Raw genomic sequence first — 20162 nt, forward strand, 5'->3', positions numbered from 1 at the left:
ACCGTTATAAGGGTTTGATAATGTCTTTCATTAATCACACCAGGGATGGGCAATATCAGCCTGTCGCAACGCCTTCGTTGCTGGCAGCCTGCATTGCTATGGCATTGACGCCAGCCACCGCTTTCGCTGCATCACCAGCCGAAGATACCGTCATCGTAGACGAAGGTTTTGACAATACACAGGATCCTTCCGCAAACCAGGCTCAGGATTACAGCGTAAAAACCACCACCACCGGCACCAAACTGCTGCTGGTTCCCCGCGATATCCCACAGTCCGTCAGCGTGATTAGCCAGCAGCGCATGGTCGATCAGAACCTGCAGTCCATCGGTCAGGTGTTAACCAACACCACGGGCGTAACGGCGCAGGTGCAGGACAGCGATCGTACCGTGTTTTACTCACGCGGGTTCTTCGTTAGCAACTACGCCTATGACGACCTTCCTACCTCCATCAGCGAGGTGTGGAACTTTGGCGATACCGCCGCCGATACCGCGATCTACGACCGTATAGAAGTGGTACGCGGCGCAACCGGCCTGATGTCCGGTACGGGCAACCCGGCGGCGTACGTCAATATGGTGCGTAAGCATGCGGACAGTAATGAATTCAAAGGGAATGTCTCGGCCAGCTACGGCAGCTGGGACAAGCAGCGCTACGTGCTGGATTTGCAGGCGCCGCTGGTGGAGTCCGGTAAGGTGCGGGGCCGCCTGATTACGGGTTATCAGGATAACGACAGCTTCGTGGATAACTACCACTATCGGAAGAAATTCCTCTACGGCGTGATGGATGCGGATGTCACCGACAGCACTACCCTCTCTGTGGGGTATGAGTATCAGGAAAGTAACACCGACGACCCGACCTGGGGCGGACTGCCGACCTGGTACAGCGACGGGAGCAAAACCCATTACAATCGTAGCCAGACCGTCGCGCCTGACTGGACCTACTCGGACAAGGACAGCACCCGTATCTTCGCTAACCTGACCCAGCGTTTCGATAACGGCTGGGAGGCGCACGTCAACGGCATGCACGCGGAGACCAACTTCGACAGCAAGCTGATGTATATGTCCGGTTATCCGGATAAAGAGACCGGCGCGGGTATGGTGGGCTACGGCGGCTGGAACCGTGGAGAACGTAAACAGGATGCGGTGGACGCTTTCCTGCGCGGTGGTTTCGATCTCTTTGGCCGCCAGCACGAAATGATGTTCGGCGGCAGCTTCAGCCGCCAGCGTAACCATTACGACAACACCATGCCTGACGCGGTTTATGGCATGGTTGATATAGGTAACTTTAAGAACTGGAACGGGAACATTGCCGACCCGCAGTGGACGCCGTGGAAGCTCTACAGCCAGGACGACATCCGCCAGTCCTCAGCGTATACCTCCGCCCGCTTCTCGCTCGCCGACCCGCTGCATCTGATCCTCGGCGCGCGTTATACCAACTATAATATTCGCTATAACCCAGCGGGCTCCCCGAACACCCGTCTGGAAAGCACTAAAGATGACGTAACGCCCTACGCGGGCGTGGTCTACGACATCAATGAAGACTGGTCGACCTACGTCAGCTATACCTCCATCTTCCAGCCGCAGGACAAGCGTAACGCCAGCGGACGCTATCTCGACCCGACCACGGGCAAAAGCTACGAAGCCGGTGTGAAGGCAGACTGGTTCAATACCCGTCTGACCACCTCGCTGGCGATTTTCCGCATTGAGCAGGATAACGTAGCAAGCAACACGTATACCTACATGCCGAGCGGTGAGTCGATATATCAATCCCTGGACGGCGTCGTGAGCAAAGGGATTGAGTTCGAGCTGAACGGCGCGCTGACCGATAGCTGGCAATTGACCTTCGGCGCGACACGCTACATTGCTGAAGATAAGAATGGCAACGCCGTCAGCGCCGATCAGCCGCGCACGACCATGAAACTGTTTACTCGTTATCAGTTGCCAATGCTGCCAGCGCTGGCCGTGGGCGGAGGCGTAAACTGGCAGAACAAAGTGTGGACGGACGTGGAAGGCGGCCCGGCAGGACGTTCCCGCGCGGAGCAAGGCAGCTACGGGCTGGTTAACCTGTTCAGCCGTTATCAGGTCACCAAAGATTTTGCTGTTCAGGCGAACGTCAACAACCTGTTCGACAAAGAGTATTACGATTACGTCGGCTCTTATGTGGTTTATGGCGCGCCGCTGAACGTCTCGGTAAGCGCGAGCTACGACTTCTGAGTGACGTAGGCCGGGTAAGGCGCAGCCGCCACCCGGCACCACAAACCGCAGTAATAAAAAAGGCAGCCATTCGGCTGCCTTAGTCTCCCCAGGTCACAACTTAGTTGCTGCGGATGTACTCATCCATTTCGGTTTTCAGGTTATCGGATTTGGTACCGAAGATTGCCTGTACACCAGAACCTGCAACAACTACGCCCGCTGCGCCCAGTTTTTTCAGACCCGGCTGGTCTACTTTCGCTACGTCGGCAACGCTCACACGCAGACGAGTGATGCACGCGTCCAGGTTAGTGATGTTCTCTTTACCGCCGAACGCTGCGACCAGTGCCGGAGCCATTTCGCTGGTCGCGCCAGCTTTGCTGTCTTCTGTCGCATCTTCACGACCCGGAGTTTTCAGGTCCAGTGCTTTAATCAGCACGCGGAAGATGGTGTAGTAAACGACGGCATAGCACGCACCCACGATTGGGAACAGCCACAGTTTGCTGCTGTTACCGGACAGAACGATGAAGTCGATCAGACCGTGAGAGAAGGACGTACCGTCACGCATACCCAGCAGGATACAGATAGGGAACGCCAGACCCGCCAGAATCGCGTGGATAACGTACAGGATCGGCGCAACGAACATGAAGGAGAACTCGATCGGCTCGGTGATACCGGTCAGGAACGAGGTCAACGCTGCGGAGATCATGATACCGCCCACTTTTGCACGGTTCTCTGGCTTAGCAGAGTGCCAGATAGCAATCGCAGCGGCCGGCAGACCGTACATTTTGAACAGGAAGCCACCAGACAGTTTACCTGCAGTTGGGTCACCCGCCATGTAACGTGGGATATCGCCGTGGAATACCTGGCCTGCTGCGTTGGTGAATTCACCAATCTGCATCTGGAATGGAACGTTCCAGATGTGGTGCAGACCGAATGGCACCAGGCAACGCTCGATGAAGCCGTAGATACCAAACGCCACAACCGGGTTCTGGTAAGCCGCCCACTGAGAGAAGGTCTGGATAGCGGAACCGATCGGTGGCCAGATGAAGGACAGGATCACGCCAGTGAAAATCGCTGCCAGACCAGAGATGATCGGAACGAAACGCTTGCCCGCGAAGAAGCCCAGATACTCAGGCAGCTTGATGCGATAGAAGCGGTTAAACATATACGCTGCAATCGCACCGGAGATGATACCGCCCAGAACACCGGTGTCCGCCAGGTGTTTCGCGGCGATCTCTTCTGCCGGTAAATGCAGAACCAGCGGCGCAACCACAGCCATGGTTTTCACCATGATGCCGTAGGCAACCACTGCAGCCAGCGCAGAAACGCCGTCGTTATTGGTGAAGCCCAGAGCCACACCGATCGCGAAGATCAGTGGCATGTTAGCAAAGACAGAACCGCCTGCTTCGGCCATCACGTGGGACACTACGGCTGGCAGCCAGCTGAAGTTAGCAGAACCGACACCCAGCAGGATACCTGCGATAGGCAGTACGGATACTGGCAGCATCAGCGATTTACCGACCTTTTGCAGGTTAGCAAATGCATTCTTAAACATAATTGAGAGTGCTCCTGAGTATTTGTGCTTTTTTTACGCTTTCACGCATTGGCCCGGGGGGAGTACCGTGCCGTGGACAGGACATCTAAGCGCCCTTTATTTATTACACAGAGTAAAATAATTCCCTCTGAGTTTGTTTGACGGCTATCACGTTTCAGCTTAAGGCGGTCGAAAAACTTTCAGTTATTTACAAAAAGCATGTCCGGATGTGTCTAAAAACACCCTCACCGCCCCAAATGAGGCGGTGAACTTTACTCGCTTTACCTATTAATTACGAGCCTAAAAAAAACAGGCGTATCAGAGAGATTGCAGGCGGGCGGGGTCAATATGGAACAGCGTGGAGAAGTTTTCCGTCGTCACGCGGGCCAGCTCGTCAATGCTGACGCCCTTCAGTACGGCCATGTACTCAGCCACATCTCTCGTCATAGCGGGCTGGTTCTCTTTACCGCGATGCGGTACCGGGGCGAGATACGGAGAATCTGTCTCCACCAGAATGCGATCGAGCGGAACATAACGCGCAGCATCACGGAGCTGCTCAGCGTTACGGAACGTTACGATCCCCGAAAACGAGATATAAAACCCCAAATCAAGCAGCTTACCCGCCGTTTCTCTGTCTTCTGTGAAACAGTGTAGTACGCCACCGCATTCCGTCACGTTTTCTTCCCGGAGGATCGTCAGGGTATCCGCACGCGCGTCGCGGGTGTGGACGATAACCGGTTTGTTCAGCTCCCGGCCAATGCGAATATGGTTGCGGAAGGACGCCTGCTGGCGCGGTTTGGTTTCCGGCGTGTAAAAATAGTCCAGCCCGGTCTCGCCCATTGCCACCACGCCCTCTTCTGCTGCCAGTCGGCGCAGATCCTCAACGTCGTACGCCTCGTCCTGATTCAACGGATGCACGCCGCAGGAGAACACCACGTTATCGCGAACGCCCACCAGCTCACGCATGGAGCGGTAGCCCGGCAGCGTGGTTGCTACCGCAAGACAGAATTTCACATCGCGGGCAGCGGCTTTTGCCAGCACGTCATCCACGTTTTTATGCAGGGATTGATAATCCAGGCCATCAAGATGGCAGTGTGAGTCGACTAAAAACATAATGTCTCTCTCAGAGATGGGAAACAGGCGGTGTGACGCCGGGTTGCAGGTAATGTTCGATACGCAGTAGCTGGTCGGTCAGTAAAAGCTCGCGATTTAGACCCGTCACGGTTAAAAGCTGTTCACGACTCTGGCAAATTTCATGGAGTATCGCGTGAAGAGTCTTTCCTGAGAGGCGGTTCGCCAGCGTATTCACCAGCAGCCACGCATCCGGGTTAGTCAGAAGCGTTGCCCCTTGCTGGATTTTGAGCGCATCCAGCAGCAAGGAGGCCAGCCAGTGCAGACGCTCAACGGCCCGATCGCTGTTAAGCGCAGGCAGTAAACTTAGCCAGTCCTGACTGTTCAGTGAGGCATCCAGGGCCCGGCAGAGCGTTTCGCGCTCAGACCAGACGTCAGGCTGCAGTAATGCCAGCGCCGCAGCAGGCGCGCCGCTGCTCAGGCGCAAGGCGGTCAGCGCGCTCTCTGGTGACGTTGTCACCTCACGCTCAAGCCAGCTCAGCGCCCACGATTCCTGAGGCACCGCGAGGTGATGAAGACGACAACGGCTGCGCAACGTCGCCAGCAATCGTCCCGGGTCACGGCACGAGAGGAAAAACCACGTTTTAACCGGCGGCTCTTCCAGGGTTTTGAGCAGGGCGTTAGCCGCCGCCTCGGTGAGCAGCGTGGCGTCTTTAAGCCAGACCACTTTGGCCCCGTTAAGCCGCGCGTGTTCATACAGTTTTTCACTGACTTCACGCACGGCGTCAATACCGAGCGCGCTTTTACCCTTCTCAGGCTCAAGGGTGTAGTAGTCAGGATGCGTGCCCGCCTGCATCAGCTGACAGCCACGGCATTTGCCACAGCTCTTGTGCCCTTCCGGCTGCTGACACATCAGAAAACGGGTGATGGCATAAATCAACGCATCATCACCCATCCCTGGCAATGCCTGAATCAGTAACGCATGATGCCCCCGACCCGCCTGATAGCTGCCGATCAGCTGTTCAAAGTGTGGGCGCAACCATGGATACCATTTCATGCCTGCTGCTCCTGCACCCACTGCGTAATGGTGTGCTGAATGTCACGCGTAACGTCGTCCAGGGACTGCGTCGCATCAATGGTACAAATTGAGCTGTCCTGTGCGGCCAGCTCAAGATAGCGCGCGCGGGTGCGGTTAAAGAAATCAAACGACTCTTGTTCAATGCGGTCCAGCTCGCCGCGCGCGCGGGCACGCTTGAGGCCCACTTCCGGGGTCACATCCAGATAGAGCGTCAGGTCGGGGCGAAAATCACCTAATACGGCATTACGCAACGTGGCCAGCATTGTCTGGTCGATACCGCGTCCTCCGCCCTGATAGGCCTGAGTCGACAGATCGTGACGGTCACCGATCACCCACTTGCCCTCGGCCAGGGCGGGTTTGATCACCGTCTCAACCAGCTGAACGCGCGCCGCGTAGAACATCAGCACTTCGGCTTTGTCAGTGATAACCTCGTCGCCGACGGATTTAATATCCAGCACCAGGCTGCGCAGCTTTTCAGCCAGCTGCGTGCCGCCCGGCTCGCGGGTAAATACCATGTCCGCCACGCCTAGCGTTTTGAGCGTATCCACCACCACGTTGCGGGCGGTGGTTTTACCCGCCCCTTCGAGTCCCTCAATGACAATGTATTTACTGCGCATTTTTTTCCTTAAGTGCCTTCAGATAGTCCTGAACAGAGCGATTGTGGCTGACAAGGTTGGTGTTAAAGGTATGCCCCCCTTTTCCATCAGCCACAAAATAGAGATACGGTGTTTTAGCCGGATGCGCGGCGGCTTTGAGCGACGCCTCGCTCGGCGTGGCAATCGGGCCCGGCGGTAAACCGCTAATCACGTAGGTATTATACGCCGTTGGCGTCTCCAGATCTTTTCTTGAGATCTTGCCAGTGTAGCTCTCACCCATGCCGTAGATTACGGTAGGGTCGGTTTGCAGACGCATGCCGATGCGCAGACGGTTGATAAAGACTGACGCCACCCGATCGCGCTCGGCGGCGACGGCCGTCTCTTTCTCGATAATCGAGGCCATGGTCACGAACTGGTTCGGATCGCTGTAAGGCAATCCTTCCATTCGCCCTTTCCAGGCGGCATCTACGGCGGCAACCATTTTTTTGTGCGCCCGCTTCAGGATAGCCACATCGGTCGTGCCTGCCGTGTACATCCAGGTGTCTGGCCAGAACCAGCCTTCCACCCATTCCGGGTGGTCGAGCTTCAGCGCTTCTGCCACCGTCTGATAGCTATCGTCTTTTAACGTATGTTTGATATACGGCGCGTCACGCAGCTGTTTGAGATAATCGCTCAGGCGCATCCCTTCCACAAACCGCAGGGGGAACTGGGCTTCTTTGCCGCTTTCCAGCAGCTGCAGCATCTCTCTGACGGTCATGCCCGGCGTAAAGCGATAGGTACCGGCTTTGAAATGCGACAGCTCAGGCTCCACGCGCAATAGCCATTGGAAGACCCGTGGACGATTGATAATCTTGTCACCATAGAGCTGTTCCCCAAGCGCCTGACGGCCGGTTCCCGCTTTCAGGGTAAAGATCGTTTCATCTTTAACCAGGATCTTGCTGTCAGCCAGCTGGCGAACTTTCCATACGCCAGCTCCGCCAGCGACGCCCAGCGCAACGATGAGGATAAGGACAAAGCGCAACATTTTTTTCATGACTATCTGGTTTGCTCACATATCGGGGCCAAAAACTGAAACAGTTCGCGCGAAGACCAGCGTTGTTGGCCATACGCACGGACGGGTACAACAGGCATCAGCGCATTGCAGATGATGACTTCATCGGCAGTCTGTAGCGCGTTTTCTCCTGCGCTAACTTCGACAACGCGAAAGCCAGAGCGTGCCAGCTGCTCCAGACAAAACTGACGCATCAACCCATTTACGCCAGCGTATTCCAGCGACGGAGTGAACACCTCTCCCCCCTGCCGCCAGAGTAAATTAGCCGCACAGCATTCCGTAATGAACCCTTCGCTGTCAAGAACCAGCGCCTCATCGGCGTCCGTCTGTTCAAGATGAGTACGAATGAGCACCTGCTCAAGGCGATTGAGATGTTTAAGCCCGGCCAGCATCGGGTTTCGTCCCAGTCGTACCGGGCTCAGCGTCAGCGTGACGCCGTCTTCTCGCCAGCGAGAGTAATGCGCGGGATAGGCAGACACGGAGAGGATACGCGTTGGGTTGATACACGATGCGGCGCTGTAGCCCCGGCCACCACTGCCGCGGCTGATGATGACTTTGAGTACGCCGCTGTGCTGACCTGATGCGAGCTGGCACATTTCCTGACGCAGTGTGTCCCAGTGCGTAAAGGGGATCATTAGCTTTTCACAGACGTGCTGCAGGCGTCGAATGTGCGCCTCCAGCAGGCAGACATCGCCATCCAGAATGCGCGCCGTCGTAAAGCAACCATCACCGAACTGAATCGCCCTGTCGCTGGCAGGAAGCGTGTCCTGCTCAAGGCCATTGATTAAAAACATGGTGGCTCCTTATGCGTGGGCGTTTAGTCTGGCAGGATGTCATGCAGTCGACAAGAAGATTAGGCTTAATAAAAAAGGCCCGGCAAGCGGACCTTTTTAGATGCTATCAGAACGTCAGGATCAGATCTTTTTGAAGATCAGAGAACCATTGGTACCGCCGAAGCCGAAGGAGTTACACAGGGTGTACTCCATACCGCTAACCTGACGCGCTTCGTGAGGAACGAAGTCCAGATCGCAACCTTCATCCGGGTTATCCAGGTTGATGGTTGGCGGAACAGCCTGATCGCGCAGCGCAAGGATGGAGTAGATTGACTCTACCGCACCCGCCGCACCCAACAGGTGACCGGTCATGGACTTCGTAGAGCTCACCATTACGCGGCTGGCAGATTCGCCGAAGATAGACTTAACAGCCTGAGCTTCAGCTTTATCGCCTGCAGGCGTAGAGGTGCCGTGCGCGTTCACGTAGCCAATTTGTGCTGGGGTAATACCCGCATCACGAATCGCGTTTTCCATCGCCAGCGCAGCACCCGCGCCGTTCTCAGGAGGAGACGTCATGTGGTAAGCATCGCTGCTCATGCCGAAACCAACGACTTCAGCATAAATTTTCGCACCGCGCTTTTTCGCGTGCTCGTACTCTTCCAGTACGATCATACCCGCCCCGTCGCCCAGCACGAAGCCGTCACGGTCTTTGTCCCACGGACGGCTCGCCGCCTGCGGGTTATCATTACGGGTAGACAGCGCACGCGCCGCGCCAAAACCGCCGACACCCAGTGGGGTACTGGCTTTTTCAGCACCGCCCGCAACCATAGCATCTGCATCGCCGTACGCAATAATGCGCGCGGCCTGGCCGATGTTATGTACGCCAGACGTACAGGCGGTCGCGATAGAAATGCTTGGCCCACGCAGGCCGAACATGATGGTCAGGTGACCCGCCACCATGTTAACAATCGTGGACGGAACGAAGAACGGGCTGATCTTACGCGGGCCGCCATTCATCAGAGATGTATGGTTTTCCTCGATCAGGCCAAGACCGCCAATCCCGGAGCCGATAGCGGCGCCAATACGGGTTGCGTTCTCTTCCGTAATCACAAGGCCAGAATCCTGCATGGCCTGAACGCCAGCGACAATTCCATATTGAATGAAGGCATCCATCTTGCGCTGTTCTTTGCGCGAGATGATCTCTTCACAGTTAAAATCCTTTACTAAGCCAGCAAATTTCGTTGCATAGGCGCTAGTATCGAAATGGTCGATTAGGCTGATGCCGCTCTGACCGGCAAGGAGAGCTTTCCAGGTGGACTCTACGGTATTGCCGACAGGAGACAACATGCCAAGTCCGGTCACAACTACACGACGCTTAGACACGTTTGTCCTCCAGGGAGGGATAAAAAAAGAGATTCGTGGGACTAAAAAAGATAAAACTCAGGCGGTCGAATGACCGCCTGGAGATGTTCACTTACGCCTGGTGACCGTTGATGTAATCAATGGCAGCCTGAACGGTGGTGATCTTCTCAGCTTCTTCGTCCGGAATCTCAGTATCAAACTCTTCTTCCAGAGCCATTACCAGCTCAACGGTGTCAAGAGAATCTGCGCCCAGGTCTTCAACGAAGGAAGCGGAGTTCACAACTTCTTCCTGCTTAACGCCCAGCTGTTCGCCGATAATTTTCTTAACGCGTTCTTCGATAGTGCTCATACTCTTAAATTTCCTATCAAAACTCGCTTTCGCGATGGTTTTCGTAGTGTATAAAATGTTGAAAAATTTGCAACTAAATCCCGGCAGTTCTTACCACGATTTTACGTTATTTTGAGGCTATTCGCCCTAATAACGCAAATATTTTTCATCGTGGTTAAACCATATACATCCCGCCGTTGACGTGGAGGGTCTCACCAGTGATGTAACCCGCTTCGTCAGAGGCTAAAAATGCAACCGCACTGGCGATTTCTTTAGGGTCGCCAAGACGACCCGCCGGAACTGCCGCCAGCGTACCCGCACGCTGCTCATCAGTCAGCGCACGCGTCATGTCCGTTTCAATAAAGCCCGGAGCAACAACGTTTACCGTAATACCGCGGGACGCAACTTCACGCGCCAGCGACTTACTGAAACCAATCAGGCCTGCTTTCGCCGCAGCGTAGTTAGCCTGACCAGCATTTCCCATGGTACCAACCACAGAACCGACAGTGATAATACGACCATGACGCTTTTTCATCATAGCGCGCATTACCGCTTTTGACAGACGGAATACAGATGACAGGTTGGTTTCGATGATATCGTTCCACTCGTCGTCTTTCATTCGCATTAACAGGTTATCGCGAGTGATCCCGGCATTGTTTACCAGAATATCCACTTCGCCAAACTCTGCGCGAATATTTTCCAGAACAGATTCGATAGATGCAGGTTCAGTCACATTCAGTACCAGACCTTTACCGTTAGCACCCAGATATTCGCTGATGGCCTGAGCGCCATTCTCGCTGGTTGCTGTACCAATCACCTTCGCGCCGCGCGCAACCAGTGTTTCAGCAATTGCACGCCCGATACCGCGGCTTGCGCCAGTGACCAGGGCGATTTTTCCTTCAAAACTCATGGTATTCCTCTTTTATTGCGAGAGTGCCGCTGACATCGCTTCCGGCTCGTTAATCGCCGAGGCTGTCAGGGTGTCAACAATACGTTTTGTCAGGCCGGTGAGGACTTTACCTGGGCCGACTTCATACAGATGCTCAACGCCCTCCGCTGCCATAAACTCAACGGTTTTGGTCCACTGTACCGGGCTGTAGAGCTGGCGAACCAGCGCGTCACGGATAGCTTCCGGCGTGGTTTCGCATTTCACATCGACGTTGTTCACAACGGAGATCGTCGGTGCGTTAAACGTAATTTTTTCCAGCTCAACCGCCAGTTTCTCGGCAGCAGGTTTCATCAGCGCACAGTGAGACGGCACGCTAACAGGCAGTGGCAGTGCACGTTTAGCGCCCGCAGCTTTACAGGCAGCACCGGCACGTTCAACCGCTTCTTTATGACCAGCGATAACCACCTGGCCCGGCGAGTTGAAGTTTACCGGAGAGACAACCTGGCCTTCAGCGGATTCTTCACACGCTTTTGCAATTGCAGCATCATCCAGACCGATGATCGCAGACATGCCGCCCGTACCTTCCGGCACCGCTTCCTGCATGAATTTACCGCGCAGTTCAACCAGACGTACCGCGTCAGCAAAGGCGATCACACCGGCACAGACCAGCGCAGAGTATTCACCCAGGCTATGACCCGCGAGCAGCGCTGGCGCTTTACCGCCCTGCTGCTGCCAGGCGCGCCACAGCGCAACGGACGCAGTCAGCAGCGCTGGCTGGGTCTGCCAGGTTTTGTTCAGTTCTTCGGCCGGACCCTGCTGGGTCAGCGCCCATAAATCATAACCCAGTGCATCAGAAGCTTCACGGAAAGTCTCTTCAATTACCGGGTAGTTTGCTGCCATTTCAGACAACATCCCAACGGTTTGAGAGCCCTGGCCCGGGAACACAAAAGCAAATTGCGTCATTTTTTATTCCTTATACTAGAAACGAACCAGCGCGGAACCCCAGGTGAACCCGCCACCGAAGGCTTCAAGCAAGACCAGCTGGCCCCGTTTGATTCGTCCATCGCGTACCGCTTCATCAAATGCGCACGGTACCGACGCCGCAGAGGTGTTGCCGTGACGATCCAGCGTCACCACAACGTTATCCATCGACATGCCCAGCTTTTTCGCGGTGGCGCTGATGATACGCAGGTTCGCCTGATGCGGCACCAGCCAGTCGAGCGCGGAGCGCTCAAGGTTATTCGCTTCCAGCGTTTCATCAACGATGTGTGCAAGCTCAGTCACCGCCACCTTGAACACTTCATTCCCTGCCATCGTCAGGTAAATGGAGTTGTCCGGATTAACGCGATCGGCGTTAGGCAGGGTCAACAGTTCGCCATAGCTGCCATCAGCATGCAGATGCGTGGAGATAATGCCCGGTTCTTCGGACTGCCCCAGCAGCACCGCACCCGCACCATCACCAAAAATAATGATCGTTCCACGATCGGTTGGATCGCAGGTGCGCGCCAGCACGTCAGCACCGATCACCAGCGCATATTTAACGGCACCGGATTTCACGTACTGATCGGCAACGCTCAGCGCATAGGTGAAGCCTGCGCACGCGGCAGCGACGTCAAACGCCGGACAGCCTTTAATACCGAGCATGTTTTGCACCTGGCACGCCGCGCTTGGGAAAGCATGCGTGGCAGACGTCGTGGCGACCACGATCAAACCAATCTGTTCTTTATCAATGCCCGCCATTTCGATAGCACGCAGTGCGGCTTCGTAACCCATGGTCGACACGGTTTCGTCTGGCGCGGCAATACGACGTTCACGGATACCTGTGCGCGTGACAATCCACTCGTCAGACGTATCTACCATTTTTTCCAGATCGGCGTTGGTACGCACTTGTTTTGGCAGGTAGCTGCCGGTACCTAAAATCTTCGTATACATGTACGCTCAGTCACTTTTAGCTAATACAGATTCCAGGCGAGCGGCAATCCGCTGAGGGACTTGTCGCTGCACCGCCTGCACTGCCTGTTCAATCGCGACAGCAAATGCTCGCTGATTGGCGGCGCCATGACTCTTAATCACGATGCCGCGCAATCCTAACAGACAGGCGCCATTATACTGGTCGGGGTTGAGGTGACTGAATCGCCGCGTCAGGCTCTTTTGTAGCCAACGCTTCAATAAAATCAGCCACCAGGCGCTTTTTTTACCTTCTCCCTGAGATTTCAGCAGAGAAAGGAACATGCGCACGACCCCTTCCATGGTCTTCAACGTGACGTTTCCGGTGAAGCCATCGCACACCAGAACATCCGTTTTACCCGTCAACAACTCATTGGCCTCGAGATAACCAATATAGTTGATGGAGGGAACCTGTTTGAGCAATTCAGCCGCTTCGCGAATGCTGTCCAGGCCTTTGGTCTCTTCTTCACCAATGTTCAGTAACGCAACACGGGGAGTGTTGATCCCGACCACCTCTTCTGCCAGCACCGATCCCATCACGGCAAACTGAGCCAGCATAGTACTATCACAGTCGACGTTCGCGCCCAAATCGAGCACCACCGTCTTGCCCTTCTGCTGATGCGGTAACACCGTCACCAGCGCCGGACGCTCAATACCCTCAATAGGTTTGAGCAGCAGTTTCGACAGCCCCATCAGCGCGCCGGTATTTCCGGCGCTAACGCAAGCCTGGGCTCGCCCTTCTTTCACCAGCTCCAGCGCTATCCGCATAGAGCTGCCACGACTATTGCGAATAGCCTGCGAGGGTCGGGCATCACTGGCAATAACTGACTGCGCAGGAATAATCTGCAGACGCGAACGTTGTTCAAAGTCAGCTTTTGCGAGTAATGGCGTGATTGTGTCGGGATTGCCGACTAAAAGAAGTGTGAGTTGCGAATTAGAATTCAGTGCCTGCAATGCTGCAGGCACTGTCACGGAAGGGCCAAAATCTCCCCCCATGACATCTAACGCCAGGGTTAGACGTGTCAAGGTATCGTCGCAGCCTGGTTCGGTAAATTCCCCGTTTGCACGGGGAAATCCTCACTAAGCCTAATCACGCTTGCGCGTGATTACTTAGTGATAACCTTGCGGCCGCGGTAGAAACCGTCAGCGGTGATGTGGTGACGCAGGTGTTTCTCACCAGAAGTCTTGTCTACAGACAGGCTGGTAACTGCAGTCAGCGCGTCATGGGAACGACGCATGCCACGTTTGGAACGGGTTGGTTTATTCTGTTGTACGGCCATGGACCTTACTCCTCAATTACTTACGCTTTAAGCTGGCTAATACGGCAAATGGGTTTGGTTTTTGCGCTTCATCAGGCAGTTCCCCAAAGACCATGTCCGCCTCGGACACTTCACAGTGTTCAGAATCATGCACCGGAACCACTGGCAAGGTGAGGATGATTTCATCTTCAACCAGAGCCAGAAGATCGATTTCACCGAATTCGTTAACCTCAATCGGCTCATACGCTTCCGGGAGTGCTTCAGCCTGTTCGTCAGAACGAACCGGACTGAAACAATACGTTGTGTGAACATGCTGTACAAACGGTTTCCCGCAACGCTGGCACTCGAGCGTTACCGTCACCTTTGCATCACCGGTTAAAACGGCGAGACGCTGGTTGTCGATAGCGAACGACATGGAGCATTCTACATCACTGTCCACACTGACTACAGATTCGGCAATACGCTCAGCCTGATCGGAAGTATAGATACCTTCATAATCGAGGCGTTTTTGAGCCGTACGAACCGGATCAAGAGTCAGGGGTAATTTTACCTTTTGCATAGGGCGCGCATATTAACTTTGTAACGTCATAGAGTCAAAGAAAAAGGCAACCAGAGCTGCCTTTTGCCAATTATTCGCACACATTGCGGCCTGTAGTTTAAAATGGCTGGCATCGATACGCTATATCTGGTGATAAAAATATGCCAAATCTCGTCCTTGCTTCCACTTCTCCCTACCGCCGAACGCTGCTGGAAAAGCTCGGGATCCCGTTTGAATGCGCCGCGCCAGAGGTTGATGAGACGCCACAGCCGGGCGAGTCACCGCGTCATCTGGTGACGCGTCTTGCTAAGGAGAAAGCGCAGTCGCTGGCCGCACGCTATCCTTCGCATTTGATTATAGGCTCCGATCAGGTTTGTGTGCTTGACGGCGAAATCACCGGCAAGCCCCATACGGAGGAGAACGCCTGCCAGCAGCTTCTGCGTGCGCGAGGCACTATCGTGACCTTTTATACGGGCCTGGCGCTCTATAACTCCGCCAACGGTCATCTGCAAACGGAGTGCGAACCGTTCGACGTACACTTCCGCCATCTCAGCGAGCAAGAGATAGTGGATTATGTGCGGCGGGAACGACCGCTGAACTGTGCGGGGAGTTTTAAAAGTGAAGGCTTGGGGATTGCGCTGTTCGACAAGCTGGACGGTCGCGATCCCAACACGCTGGTGGGGTTACCGCTGATTGCCTTATGTCAGATGTTACGGCGCGAAGCGTGTAATCCGCTGGCCATGTGATTTTTGCCCAGCGGCGCTTCGCTTGCATGGGCCTACTAAACTGCGGCCTGATGCTCTCACCCCGGCCCTCTCCCACAGGGAGAGGGAGCAAACATTAAAAACGGCAACATTCGTTGCCGTTTTGCGTTTACCTTAGCCGCGAAGGACCTTAAGACAGCGTTTCAACTGCTCATCCAGCGGCGCTTCAATACGGATCACTTCACCGGTATTCGGATGGGTAAACTTCAGCGCTGCCGCATGCAGGAACAGACGCGACAGTCCCGTCCCCACCAGCTGCTTATCAAACTCGCGGTCGCCATAGCGGTCATCAAACGCAATAGGATGCCCGGCAAACTGGGTATGCACGCGAATCTGATGGGTACGCCCCGTCACCGGACTGCAGCGCACCAGCGTGGCAAACTCGTAGCGCTCTTCAACCTTAAATCGCGTCTCAGACGGTTTCCCTTCCTGGCTCACGCGGACAATACGCTCACCGCTTTGCAGAATGTTCTTCAGCAGCGGCGCCTGCACCACTTTTACATGGGACTGCCACTGCCCGCGAACCAGCGCCAGGTAGTCTTTCTGCATCCCTTTTTCACGCAGCTGTTCATGCAGAGAACGCAGCGCAGAACGCTTTTTCGCCACCAGCAGTACGCCAGAGGTATCACGGTCAAGACGGTGCACCAGTTCAAGGAAACGCGCTTCCGGGCGCAGGGCCCGCAGTCCTTCAATCACGCCGAAGCTAAGACCGCTACCGCCGTGGACAGCTGTTCCTGACGGCTTATTCAGCACCAGAATGTGGTCATCTTCGTAAAGGATCACATCGCTCAGGGCTGCCACTTTCTGCAACTTCGGCGAAACAGTCTCTTCTTCACGCTCCGCAACGCGCACTGGCGGAATACGCACTTCATCGCCCGCCTCAAGTTTGTACTCGGGCTTCACGCGTTTTTTGTTAACCCGCACCTCGCCCTTACGCAGGATGCGGTAAATCATGCTCTTTGGCACACCTTTCAACTGGGTGCGCAAAAAGTTATCGATACGTTGCCCCGCGTCATCTTCGGCAATGGCAACCATTTTTACGGCTGGAGTCTCTGTTTTCATGGTTGGCGATTCTAAATATCGTCAGCCATTAGCGCCACTCATTTTTCTATGCTTATATTTACTTTTATCCGGCCAGCTCCCCGTTTCGCGCAACCGATTTGGTGGTTATTAAACCAATCGCCATTCTGAAGTGAAGAAACTGTGAGTAACCGGGTGATAATTGGTAAAAGTCATCTTGCTATAACCCGGCGAGCAGTGGAATAATGAGGCTGTTTTCCGTGTTAAATCCTGGTTAAGTAAGGATGTTGACGGAATGACCAATTTTGTCTGACCGATCATCCACGCAGCAATGGCGTAAGACGTATTGATCTTTCAGGCAGTTAGCGGGCTGCGGGTTGCAGTACTTCCCGGTATAAGGATTGTTCTCTGGAGAGTTCTACCCAGGCAATTCCCCTGATAATTGCGCTGTGTTTCCGTATGAAACACAGGCAACCGACACTCTGCGCCTCTTAAGCGAGCGACAACCGTGAGGTTGGCGACGTGAACAGACACGAGGCCATCGGTTCATACCCCGGAAAGCGTCACCTTGCCCGCAGCTTTGTCGTCAATGTAAGAATAACGAGTAAGTTACGATGAAAAGAATGTTAATCAACGCAACTCAGCAAGAAGAGTTGCGTGTCGCCCTTGTGGATGGGCAGCGCCTGTACGATCTGGATATCGAAAGTCCTGGACACGAACAGAAAAAAGCGAACATTTACAAAGGTAAAATCACCCGCATTGAACCAAGCCTTGAAGCTGCATTTGTCGATTACGGTGCTGAGCGTCATGGTTTCCTCCCTCTGAAAGAAATCGCCCGCGAATATTTCCCTGCAAACTACAACGCCCATGGCCGCCCAAACATCAAAGATGTTCTGCGTGAAGGTCAGGAAGTTATCGTTCAGATTGATAAAGAAGAGCGTGGCAACAAAGGTGCCGCACTGACCACCTTTATCAGCCTGGCAGGGAGCTATCTGGTTCTGATGCCTAACAACCCGCGTGCAGGTGGCATCTCTCGCCGTATCGAAGGTGATGACCGTACCGAGCTGAAAGAAGCACTGGCAAGCCTCGAACTGCCTGATGGCATGGGGCTTATCGTGCGTACCGCAGGCGTAGGCAAATCTGCCGAAGCGCTGCAGTGGGACCTGAGCTTCCGTCTGAAGCACTGGGAAGCCATTCAGAAAGCGGCGGAAAGCCGCCCTGCTCCATTCCTGATCCACCAGGAAAGCAACGTTATCGTGCGTGCCTTCCGTGATTACCTGCGTCAGGACATCGGTGAGATTCTGATCGATAACCCGAAAGTGCTTGAGCTGGCGCGCCAGCACATCGCCGCGCTGGGTCGTCCGGATTTCACCAGCAAAATTAAACTGTACACCGGTGAAATTCCGTTGTTCAGCCACTATCAGATCGAATCCCAGATTGAGTCCGCCTTCCAGCGTGAAGTGCGTCTGCCTTCCGGCGGTTCTATCGTTATCGATACCACTGAAGCGCTGACCGCTATCGACATCAACTCCGCACGTGCAACGCGCGGTGGCGATATTGAAGAGACCGCCTACAACACGAACCTCGAAGCCGCTGATGAAATCGCCCGCCAGCTCCGCCTGCGCGACCTGGGTGGTCTGATCGTTATCGACTTCATCGACATGACCCCTGTTCGTCACCAGCGTGCGGTTGAAAACCGTCTGCGCGAAGCGGTGCGTCAGGATCGAGCGCGTATCCAGATTAGCCATATCTCACGCTTTGGCCTGCTGGAGATGTCCCGTCAGCGTCTGAGCCCGTCTCTCGGCGAGTCCAGCCATCACGTTTGTCCGCGCTGCTCCGGCACCGGTACCGTACGTGACAACGAATCTCTGTCTCTCTCCATTCTGCGTCTGATTGAAGAAGAAGCGCTGAAAGAGAACACCAAAGAGGTTCACGCCATTGTGCCGGTTCCCGTTGCCTCTTACCTGCTGAACGAAAAACGTGCAGCGGTAAGTGCAATTGAGGCGCGTCAGGGCGGCGTTCGCTGCATCATCGTACCAAACGACCAGATGCAGACTCCGCACTATCACGTACTGCGCGTGCGTAAGGGCGAAGAGACGACCACCCTCAGCTACCTGCTGCCGAAGCTGCATGAAGAAGAGATGGCCCTGCCTTCCGATGAAGAGCCTGCCGAGCGTAAACTGCCAGAGCAGCCTGCGTTAGCGACCTTCATCATGCCAGAAGCGCCACCGGAAGCAGCTCTGGAAAAACCTGCCGCCAAACCTGAAGCGAAGAAACCAGAAGCAGCGGCAGCGAAAGCCCAGCCGGCACAGCCGGGTCTGCTGAGCCGCTTCTTTGGTGCGCTGAAGAAGATGTTTGCTGAAGAAGACGTTCAGCCAGAACAGCCGAAAGAAGAGCCTAAAGCGGCCAAACCAGAGCGTCAGCAGGACCGCCGCAAGCGTCAGAACAACCGCCGCGATCGTAATGACCGCAACGACCGTAATGACCGCAGCGAGCGTCGTGACAACCGTGACAATCGCTCTGAGAATAACGAAGGCCGTGAGCAACGCGAGGACAACCGTCGCAACCGTCGCGAGAAACAACAGTCGAATGTTGAAGATCGTGAAATTCGCCAGCAGGCGGGCGATGAGTCTGAGAAGAGCAAACAGCGTGATGAGCAGCAGCCGCGCCGTGAACGCAGCCGTCGTCGCAACGACGAGAAGCGTCAGGCACAGCAGGAAGTCAAAAACCTGAACCGCGAAGAGCCTGTGGAACAGCAGGACGGCGAGCAGGAAGAACGTACCCAGGTTATGCCGCGTCGTAAGCAGCGCCAGCTTGCTCAGAAAGTTCGCTTCGCCTCTGAAGTAACCGAAGAGTCAGCCGTTGTCGCGATTGAATCCCGCGAGAACGAAACCGGTACGCAGCTGGCGAAAGTTGACCTGCCAGCGGTCGTTGAAAACAACGTTGAGCAGGATGATAACGGTGAAAACCGTGATAACGCCGGTATGCCGCGCCGTTCACGCCGTTCTCCACGTCATCTGCGCGTCAGCGGCCAGCGCCGCCGTCGCTATCGTGACGAGCGTTACCCGACTCAGTCGCCAATGCCGCTGACCATTGCCTGTGCTTCACCAGAAATGGCCTCCGGCAAAGTCTGGATCCGCTACCCGGTTGCTCGCCCGGAGCAGGTTGTTGAAGAACAGCCTGTAACCGAAGAGGTGATTGCACCTGCTGCAGCTGCGGTAGAAGACGTCGTGACTGAAGCGGCAACCGTAGTTGAGCCTCAGGTTGTTGAAACTGAAGCCCCTCAGGCAGTGGACGTCGAAACCACTCATCCGAAAGTGATTGCCGCGCCGGTTGATGCCGCACCGCAGCTTATTGCTGAAGAAGATGTCGTGGTAGCTGAGGAAATCGCTGAAGAGGCTGAACCTGTAGCCGCAGTGGAGGACACCGCTGAAGCCATCGTCGAAACTACCGCTGAAGAAGTCGTTCAGGACGTTGAGATTCAGGTTGAACCGGTTATTGAAGAGCCGAAAGCGCCTGAAGTGAAACCTGAGCCGGTTGTTTCTGCGCCAGCCGCTGCCCACGTGGCGACAGCACCAATGACGCGCGCCCCGGCGCCGGATTACGTGCCTGAAGCCCCGCGTCACAGTGACTGGGTACGCCCGGCGTTCAGCTTCGACGGTAAAGGCGCTGCAGGCGGCCACAGTGCAACGCATCAGGCGACTGCACCGGCAACGCGTCCGCAGTCTGTCGAATAACGACGCTGAAAGTAAAAAGCCGACCT

Annotated in this window: 18 protein-coding genes; 3 read left to right on the plus strand and 15 right to left on the minus strand. The window is 55.1% G+C overall.

Going from position 1 to position 20162, the window contains the following annotated elements; all coding sequences use genetic code 11:
* Nucleotides 1-20: 20 nt before the first annotated feature.
* On the plus strand, nt 21-2210 hold the full coding sequence (fhuE, locus tag N037_RS02055; protein WP_032638610.1) for a ferric-rhodotorulic acid/ferric-coprogen receptor FhuE: 2190 nt from the start codon (nt 21-23) through the stop codon (nt 2208-2210).
* Between the two features lie 100 nt (nt 2211-2310).
* Here fhuE and ptsG read toward each other — a convergent pair whose 3' ends face one another.
* The 14 genes from ptsG to yceD all read right to left on the minus strand — a co-directional run bounded on the left by ptsG (nt 2311) and on the right by yceD (nt 14636).
* Nucleotides 2311-3744: a PTS glucose transporter subunit IIBC gene (gene ptsG / locus N037_RS02060; RefSeq protein ID WP_023311158.1), complete on the minus strand. Its 1434-nt coding sequence runs from the start codon at nt 3742-3744 to the stop codon at nt 2311-2313.
* Nucleotides 3745-4041: 297 nt separating this feature from the next.
* A complete protein-coding gene (locus tag N037_RS02065) occupies nt 4042-4836 on the minus strand; it encodes a metal-dependent hydrolase (protein WP_032638612.1) in 795 nt (264 codons plus the stop codon).
* Between the two features lie 10 nt (nt 4837-4846).
* Nucleotides 4847-5851, minus strand: coding sequence for a DNA polymerase III subunit delta' (gene holB / locus N037_RS02070; protein WP_032638614.1), 1005 nt, complete (start codon nt 5849-5851; stop codon nt 4847-4849).
* On the minus strand, nt 5848-6489 hold the full coding sequence (gene tmk, locus N037_RS02075; RefSeq protein ID WP_032638616.1) for a dTMP kinase: 642 nt from the start codon (nt 6487-6489) through the stop codon (nt 5848-5850). Before tmk ends, holB begins: the two co-directional genes overlap by 4 nt.
* Nucleotides 6479-7501, minus strand: a complete 1023-nt coding sequence (gene yceG, locus N037_RS02080; RefSeq protein WP_032638619.1) for a cell division protein YceG — start codon at nt 7499-7501, stop codon at nt 6479-6481. Before yceG ends, tmk begins: the two co-directional genes overlap by 11 nt.
* A 2-nt stretch (nt 7502-7503) precedes the next feature.
* The gene (gene pabC, locus N037_RS02085) at nt 7504-8313 is read right to left on the minus strand and encodes an aminodeoxychorismate lyase (protein WP_032638621.1); all 810 of its coding nucleotides are present in this window, start codon (nt 8311-8313) and stop codon (nt 7504-7506) included.
* Between the two features lie 120 nt (nt 8314-8433).
* A complete protein-coding gene (gene fabF / locus N037_RS02090) occupies nt 8434-9675 on the minus strand; it encodes a beta-ketoacyl-ACP synthase II (protein ID WP_032638623.1) in 1242 nt (413 codons plus the stop codon).
* 91 nt (nt 9676-9766) lie between these two features.
* The gene (gene acpP / locus N037_RS02095; RefSeq protein ID WP_003857954.1) at nt 9767-10003 is read right to left on the minus strand and encodes an acyl carrier protein; all 237 of its coding nucleotides are present in this window, start codon (nt 10001-10003) and stop codon (nt 9767-9769) included.
* Nucleotides 10004-10157: 154 nt separating this feature from the next.
* Entirely contained in the window at nt 10158-10892 is a 735-nt protein-coding gene (gene fabG / locus N037_RS02100; protein ID WP_008500795.1) for a 3-oxoacyl-ACP reductase FabG, read from the minus strand.
* Between the two features lie 12 nt (nt 10893-10904).
* Nucleotides 10905-11834 carry an ACP S-malonyltransferase gene (gene fabD / locus N037_RS02105; RefSeq protein WP_032638625.1) on the minus strand — a complete coding sequence of 310 codons (930 nt, stop codon included), beginning with the start codon at nt 11832-11834 and terminating at the stop codon, nt 10905-10907.
* A gap of 15 nt (nt 11835-11849) precedes the next feature.
* Nucleotides 11850-12803, minus strand: a complete 954-nt coding sequence (locus N037_RS02110) for a beta-ketoacyl-ACP synthase III (RefSeq protein ID WP_032638627.1) — start codon at nt 12801-12803, stop codon at nt 11850-11852.
* A 6-nt stretch (nt 12804-12809) separates the two neighbouring features.
* Nucleotides 12810-13844: a phosphate acyltransferase PlsX gene (gene plsX, locus N037_RS02115; protein WP_059290957.1), complete on the minus strand. Its 1035-nt coding sequence runs from the start codon at nt 13842-13844 to the stop codon at nt 12810-12812.
* Between the two features lie 80 nt (nt 13845-13924).
* The gene (gene rpmF, locus N037_RS02120; protein ID WP_003857964.1) at nt 13925-14098 is read right to left on the minus strand and encodes a 50S ribosomal protein L32; all 174 of its coding nucleotides are present in this window, start codon (nt 14096-14098) and stop codon (nt 13925-13927) included.
* 16 nt (nt 14099-14114) lie between these two features.
* Nucleotides 14115-14636, minus strand: a complete 522-nt coding sequence (gene yceD, locus N037_RS02125) for a 23S rRNA accumulation protein YceD (RefSeq protein ID WP_014883375.1) — start codon at nt 14634-14636, stop codon at nt 14115-14117.
* Between the two features lie 140 nt (nt 14637-14776).
* Here yceD and N037_RS02130 point away from each other — a divergent pair, with 140 nt between their 5' ends.
* Entirely contained in the window at nt 14777-15361 is a 585-nt protein-coding gene (locus N037_RS02130) for a Maf family protein (RefSeq protein ID WP_032638629.1), read from the plus strand.
* A gap of 132 nt (nt 15362-15493) precedes the next feature.
* Here N037_RS02130 and rluC read toward each other — a convergent pair whose 3' ends face one another.
* Nucleotides 15494-16441, minus strand: a complete 948-nt coding sequence (gene rluC / locus N037_RS02135) for a 23S rRNA pseudouridine(955/2504/2580) synthase RluC (protein WP_032638633.1) — start codon at nt 16439-16441, stop codon at nt 15494-15496.
* A gap of 572 nt (nt 16442-17013) precedes the next feature.
* Here rluC and rne point away from each other — a divergent pair.
* Entirely contained in the window at nt 17014-20136 is a 3123-nt protein-coding gene (rne, locus tag N037_RS02140) for a ribonuclease E (protein WP_032638636.1), read from the plus strand.
* Nucleotides 20137-20162: the final 26 nt, after the last annotated feature.

It is taken from the genome of Enterobacter sp. EGD-HP1, from assembly GCF_000733275.2.
Classification (GTDB): Bacteria; Pseudomonadota; Gammaproteobacteria; order Enterobacterales; family Enterobacteriaceae; genus Enterobacter.

Excerpts from the sequence above, each read along its gene's own strand:
- fhuE (WP_032638610.1), top strand. The coding sequence starts at position 21 with ATGTCTTTCATTAATCACACCAGGGATGGGCAATATCAGCCTGTCGCA.
- ptsG (WP_023311158.1), bottom strand. The coding sequence starts at position 3,744 with ATGTTTAAGAATGCATTTGCTAACCTGCAAAAGGTCGGTAAATCGCTG.
- N037_RS02065 (WP_032638612.1), bottom strand. The coding sequence starts at position 4,836 with ATGTTTTTAGTCGACTCACACTGCCATCTTGATGGCCTGGATTATCAA.
- holB (WP_032638614.1), bottom strand. The coding sequence starts at position 5,851 with ATGAAATGGTATCCATGGTTGCGCCCACACTTTGAACAGCTGATCGGC.
- tmk (WP_032638616.1), bottom strand. The coding sequence starts at position 6,489 with ATGCGCAGTAAATACATTGTCATTGAGGGACTCGAAGGGGCGGGTAAA.
- yceG (WP_032638619.1), bottom strand. The coding sequence starts at position 7,501 with ATGAAAAAAATGTTGCGCTTTGTCCTTATCCTCATCGTTGCGCTGGGC.
- pabC (WP_032638621.1), bottom strand. The coding sequence starts at position 8,313 with ATGTTTTTAATCAATGGCCTTGAGCAGGACACGCTTCCTGCCAGCGAC.
- acpP (WP_003857954.1), bottom strand. The coding sequence starts at position 10,003 with ATGAGCACTATCGAAGAACGCGTTAAGAAAATTATCGGCGAACAGCTG.
- fabG (WP_008500795.1), bottom strand. The coding sequence starts at position 10,892 with ATGAGTTTTGAAGGAAAAATCGCCCTGGTCACTGGCGCAAGCCGCGGT.
- fabD (WP_032638625.1), bottom strand. The coding sequence starts at position 11,834 with ATGACGCAATTTGCTTTTGTGTTCCCGGGCCAGGGCTCTCAAACCGTT.
- N037_RS02110 (WP_032638627.1), bottom strand. The coding sequence starts at position 12,803 with ATGTATACGAAGATTTTAGGTACCGGCAGCTACCTGCCAAAACAAGTG.
- rpmF (WP_003857964.1), bottom strand. The coding sequence starts at position 14,098 with ATGGCCGTACAACAGAATAAACCAACCCGTTCCAAACGTGGCATGCGT.
- yceD (WP_014883375.1), bottom strand. The coding sequence starts at position 14,636 with ATGCAAAAGGTAAAATTACCCCTGACTCTTGATCCGGTTCGTACGGCT.
- N037_RS02130 (WP_032638629.1), top strand. The coding sequence starts at position 14,777 with ATGCCAAATCTCGTCCTTGCTTCCACTTCTCCCTACCGCCGAACGCTG.
- rluC (WP_032638633.1), bottom strand. The coding sequence starts at position 16,441 with ATGAAAACAGAGACTCCAGCCGTAAAAATGGTTGCCATTGCCGAAGAT.
- rne (WP_032638636.1), top strand. The coding sequence starts at position 17,014 with ATGAAAAGAATGTTAATCAACGCAACTCAGCAAGAAGAGTTGCGTGTC.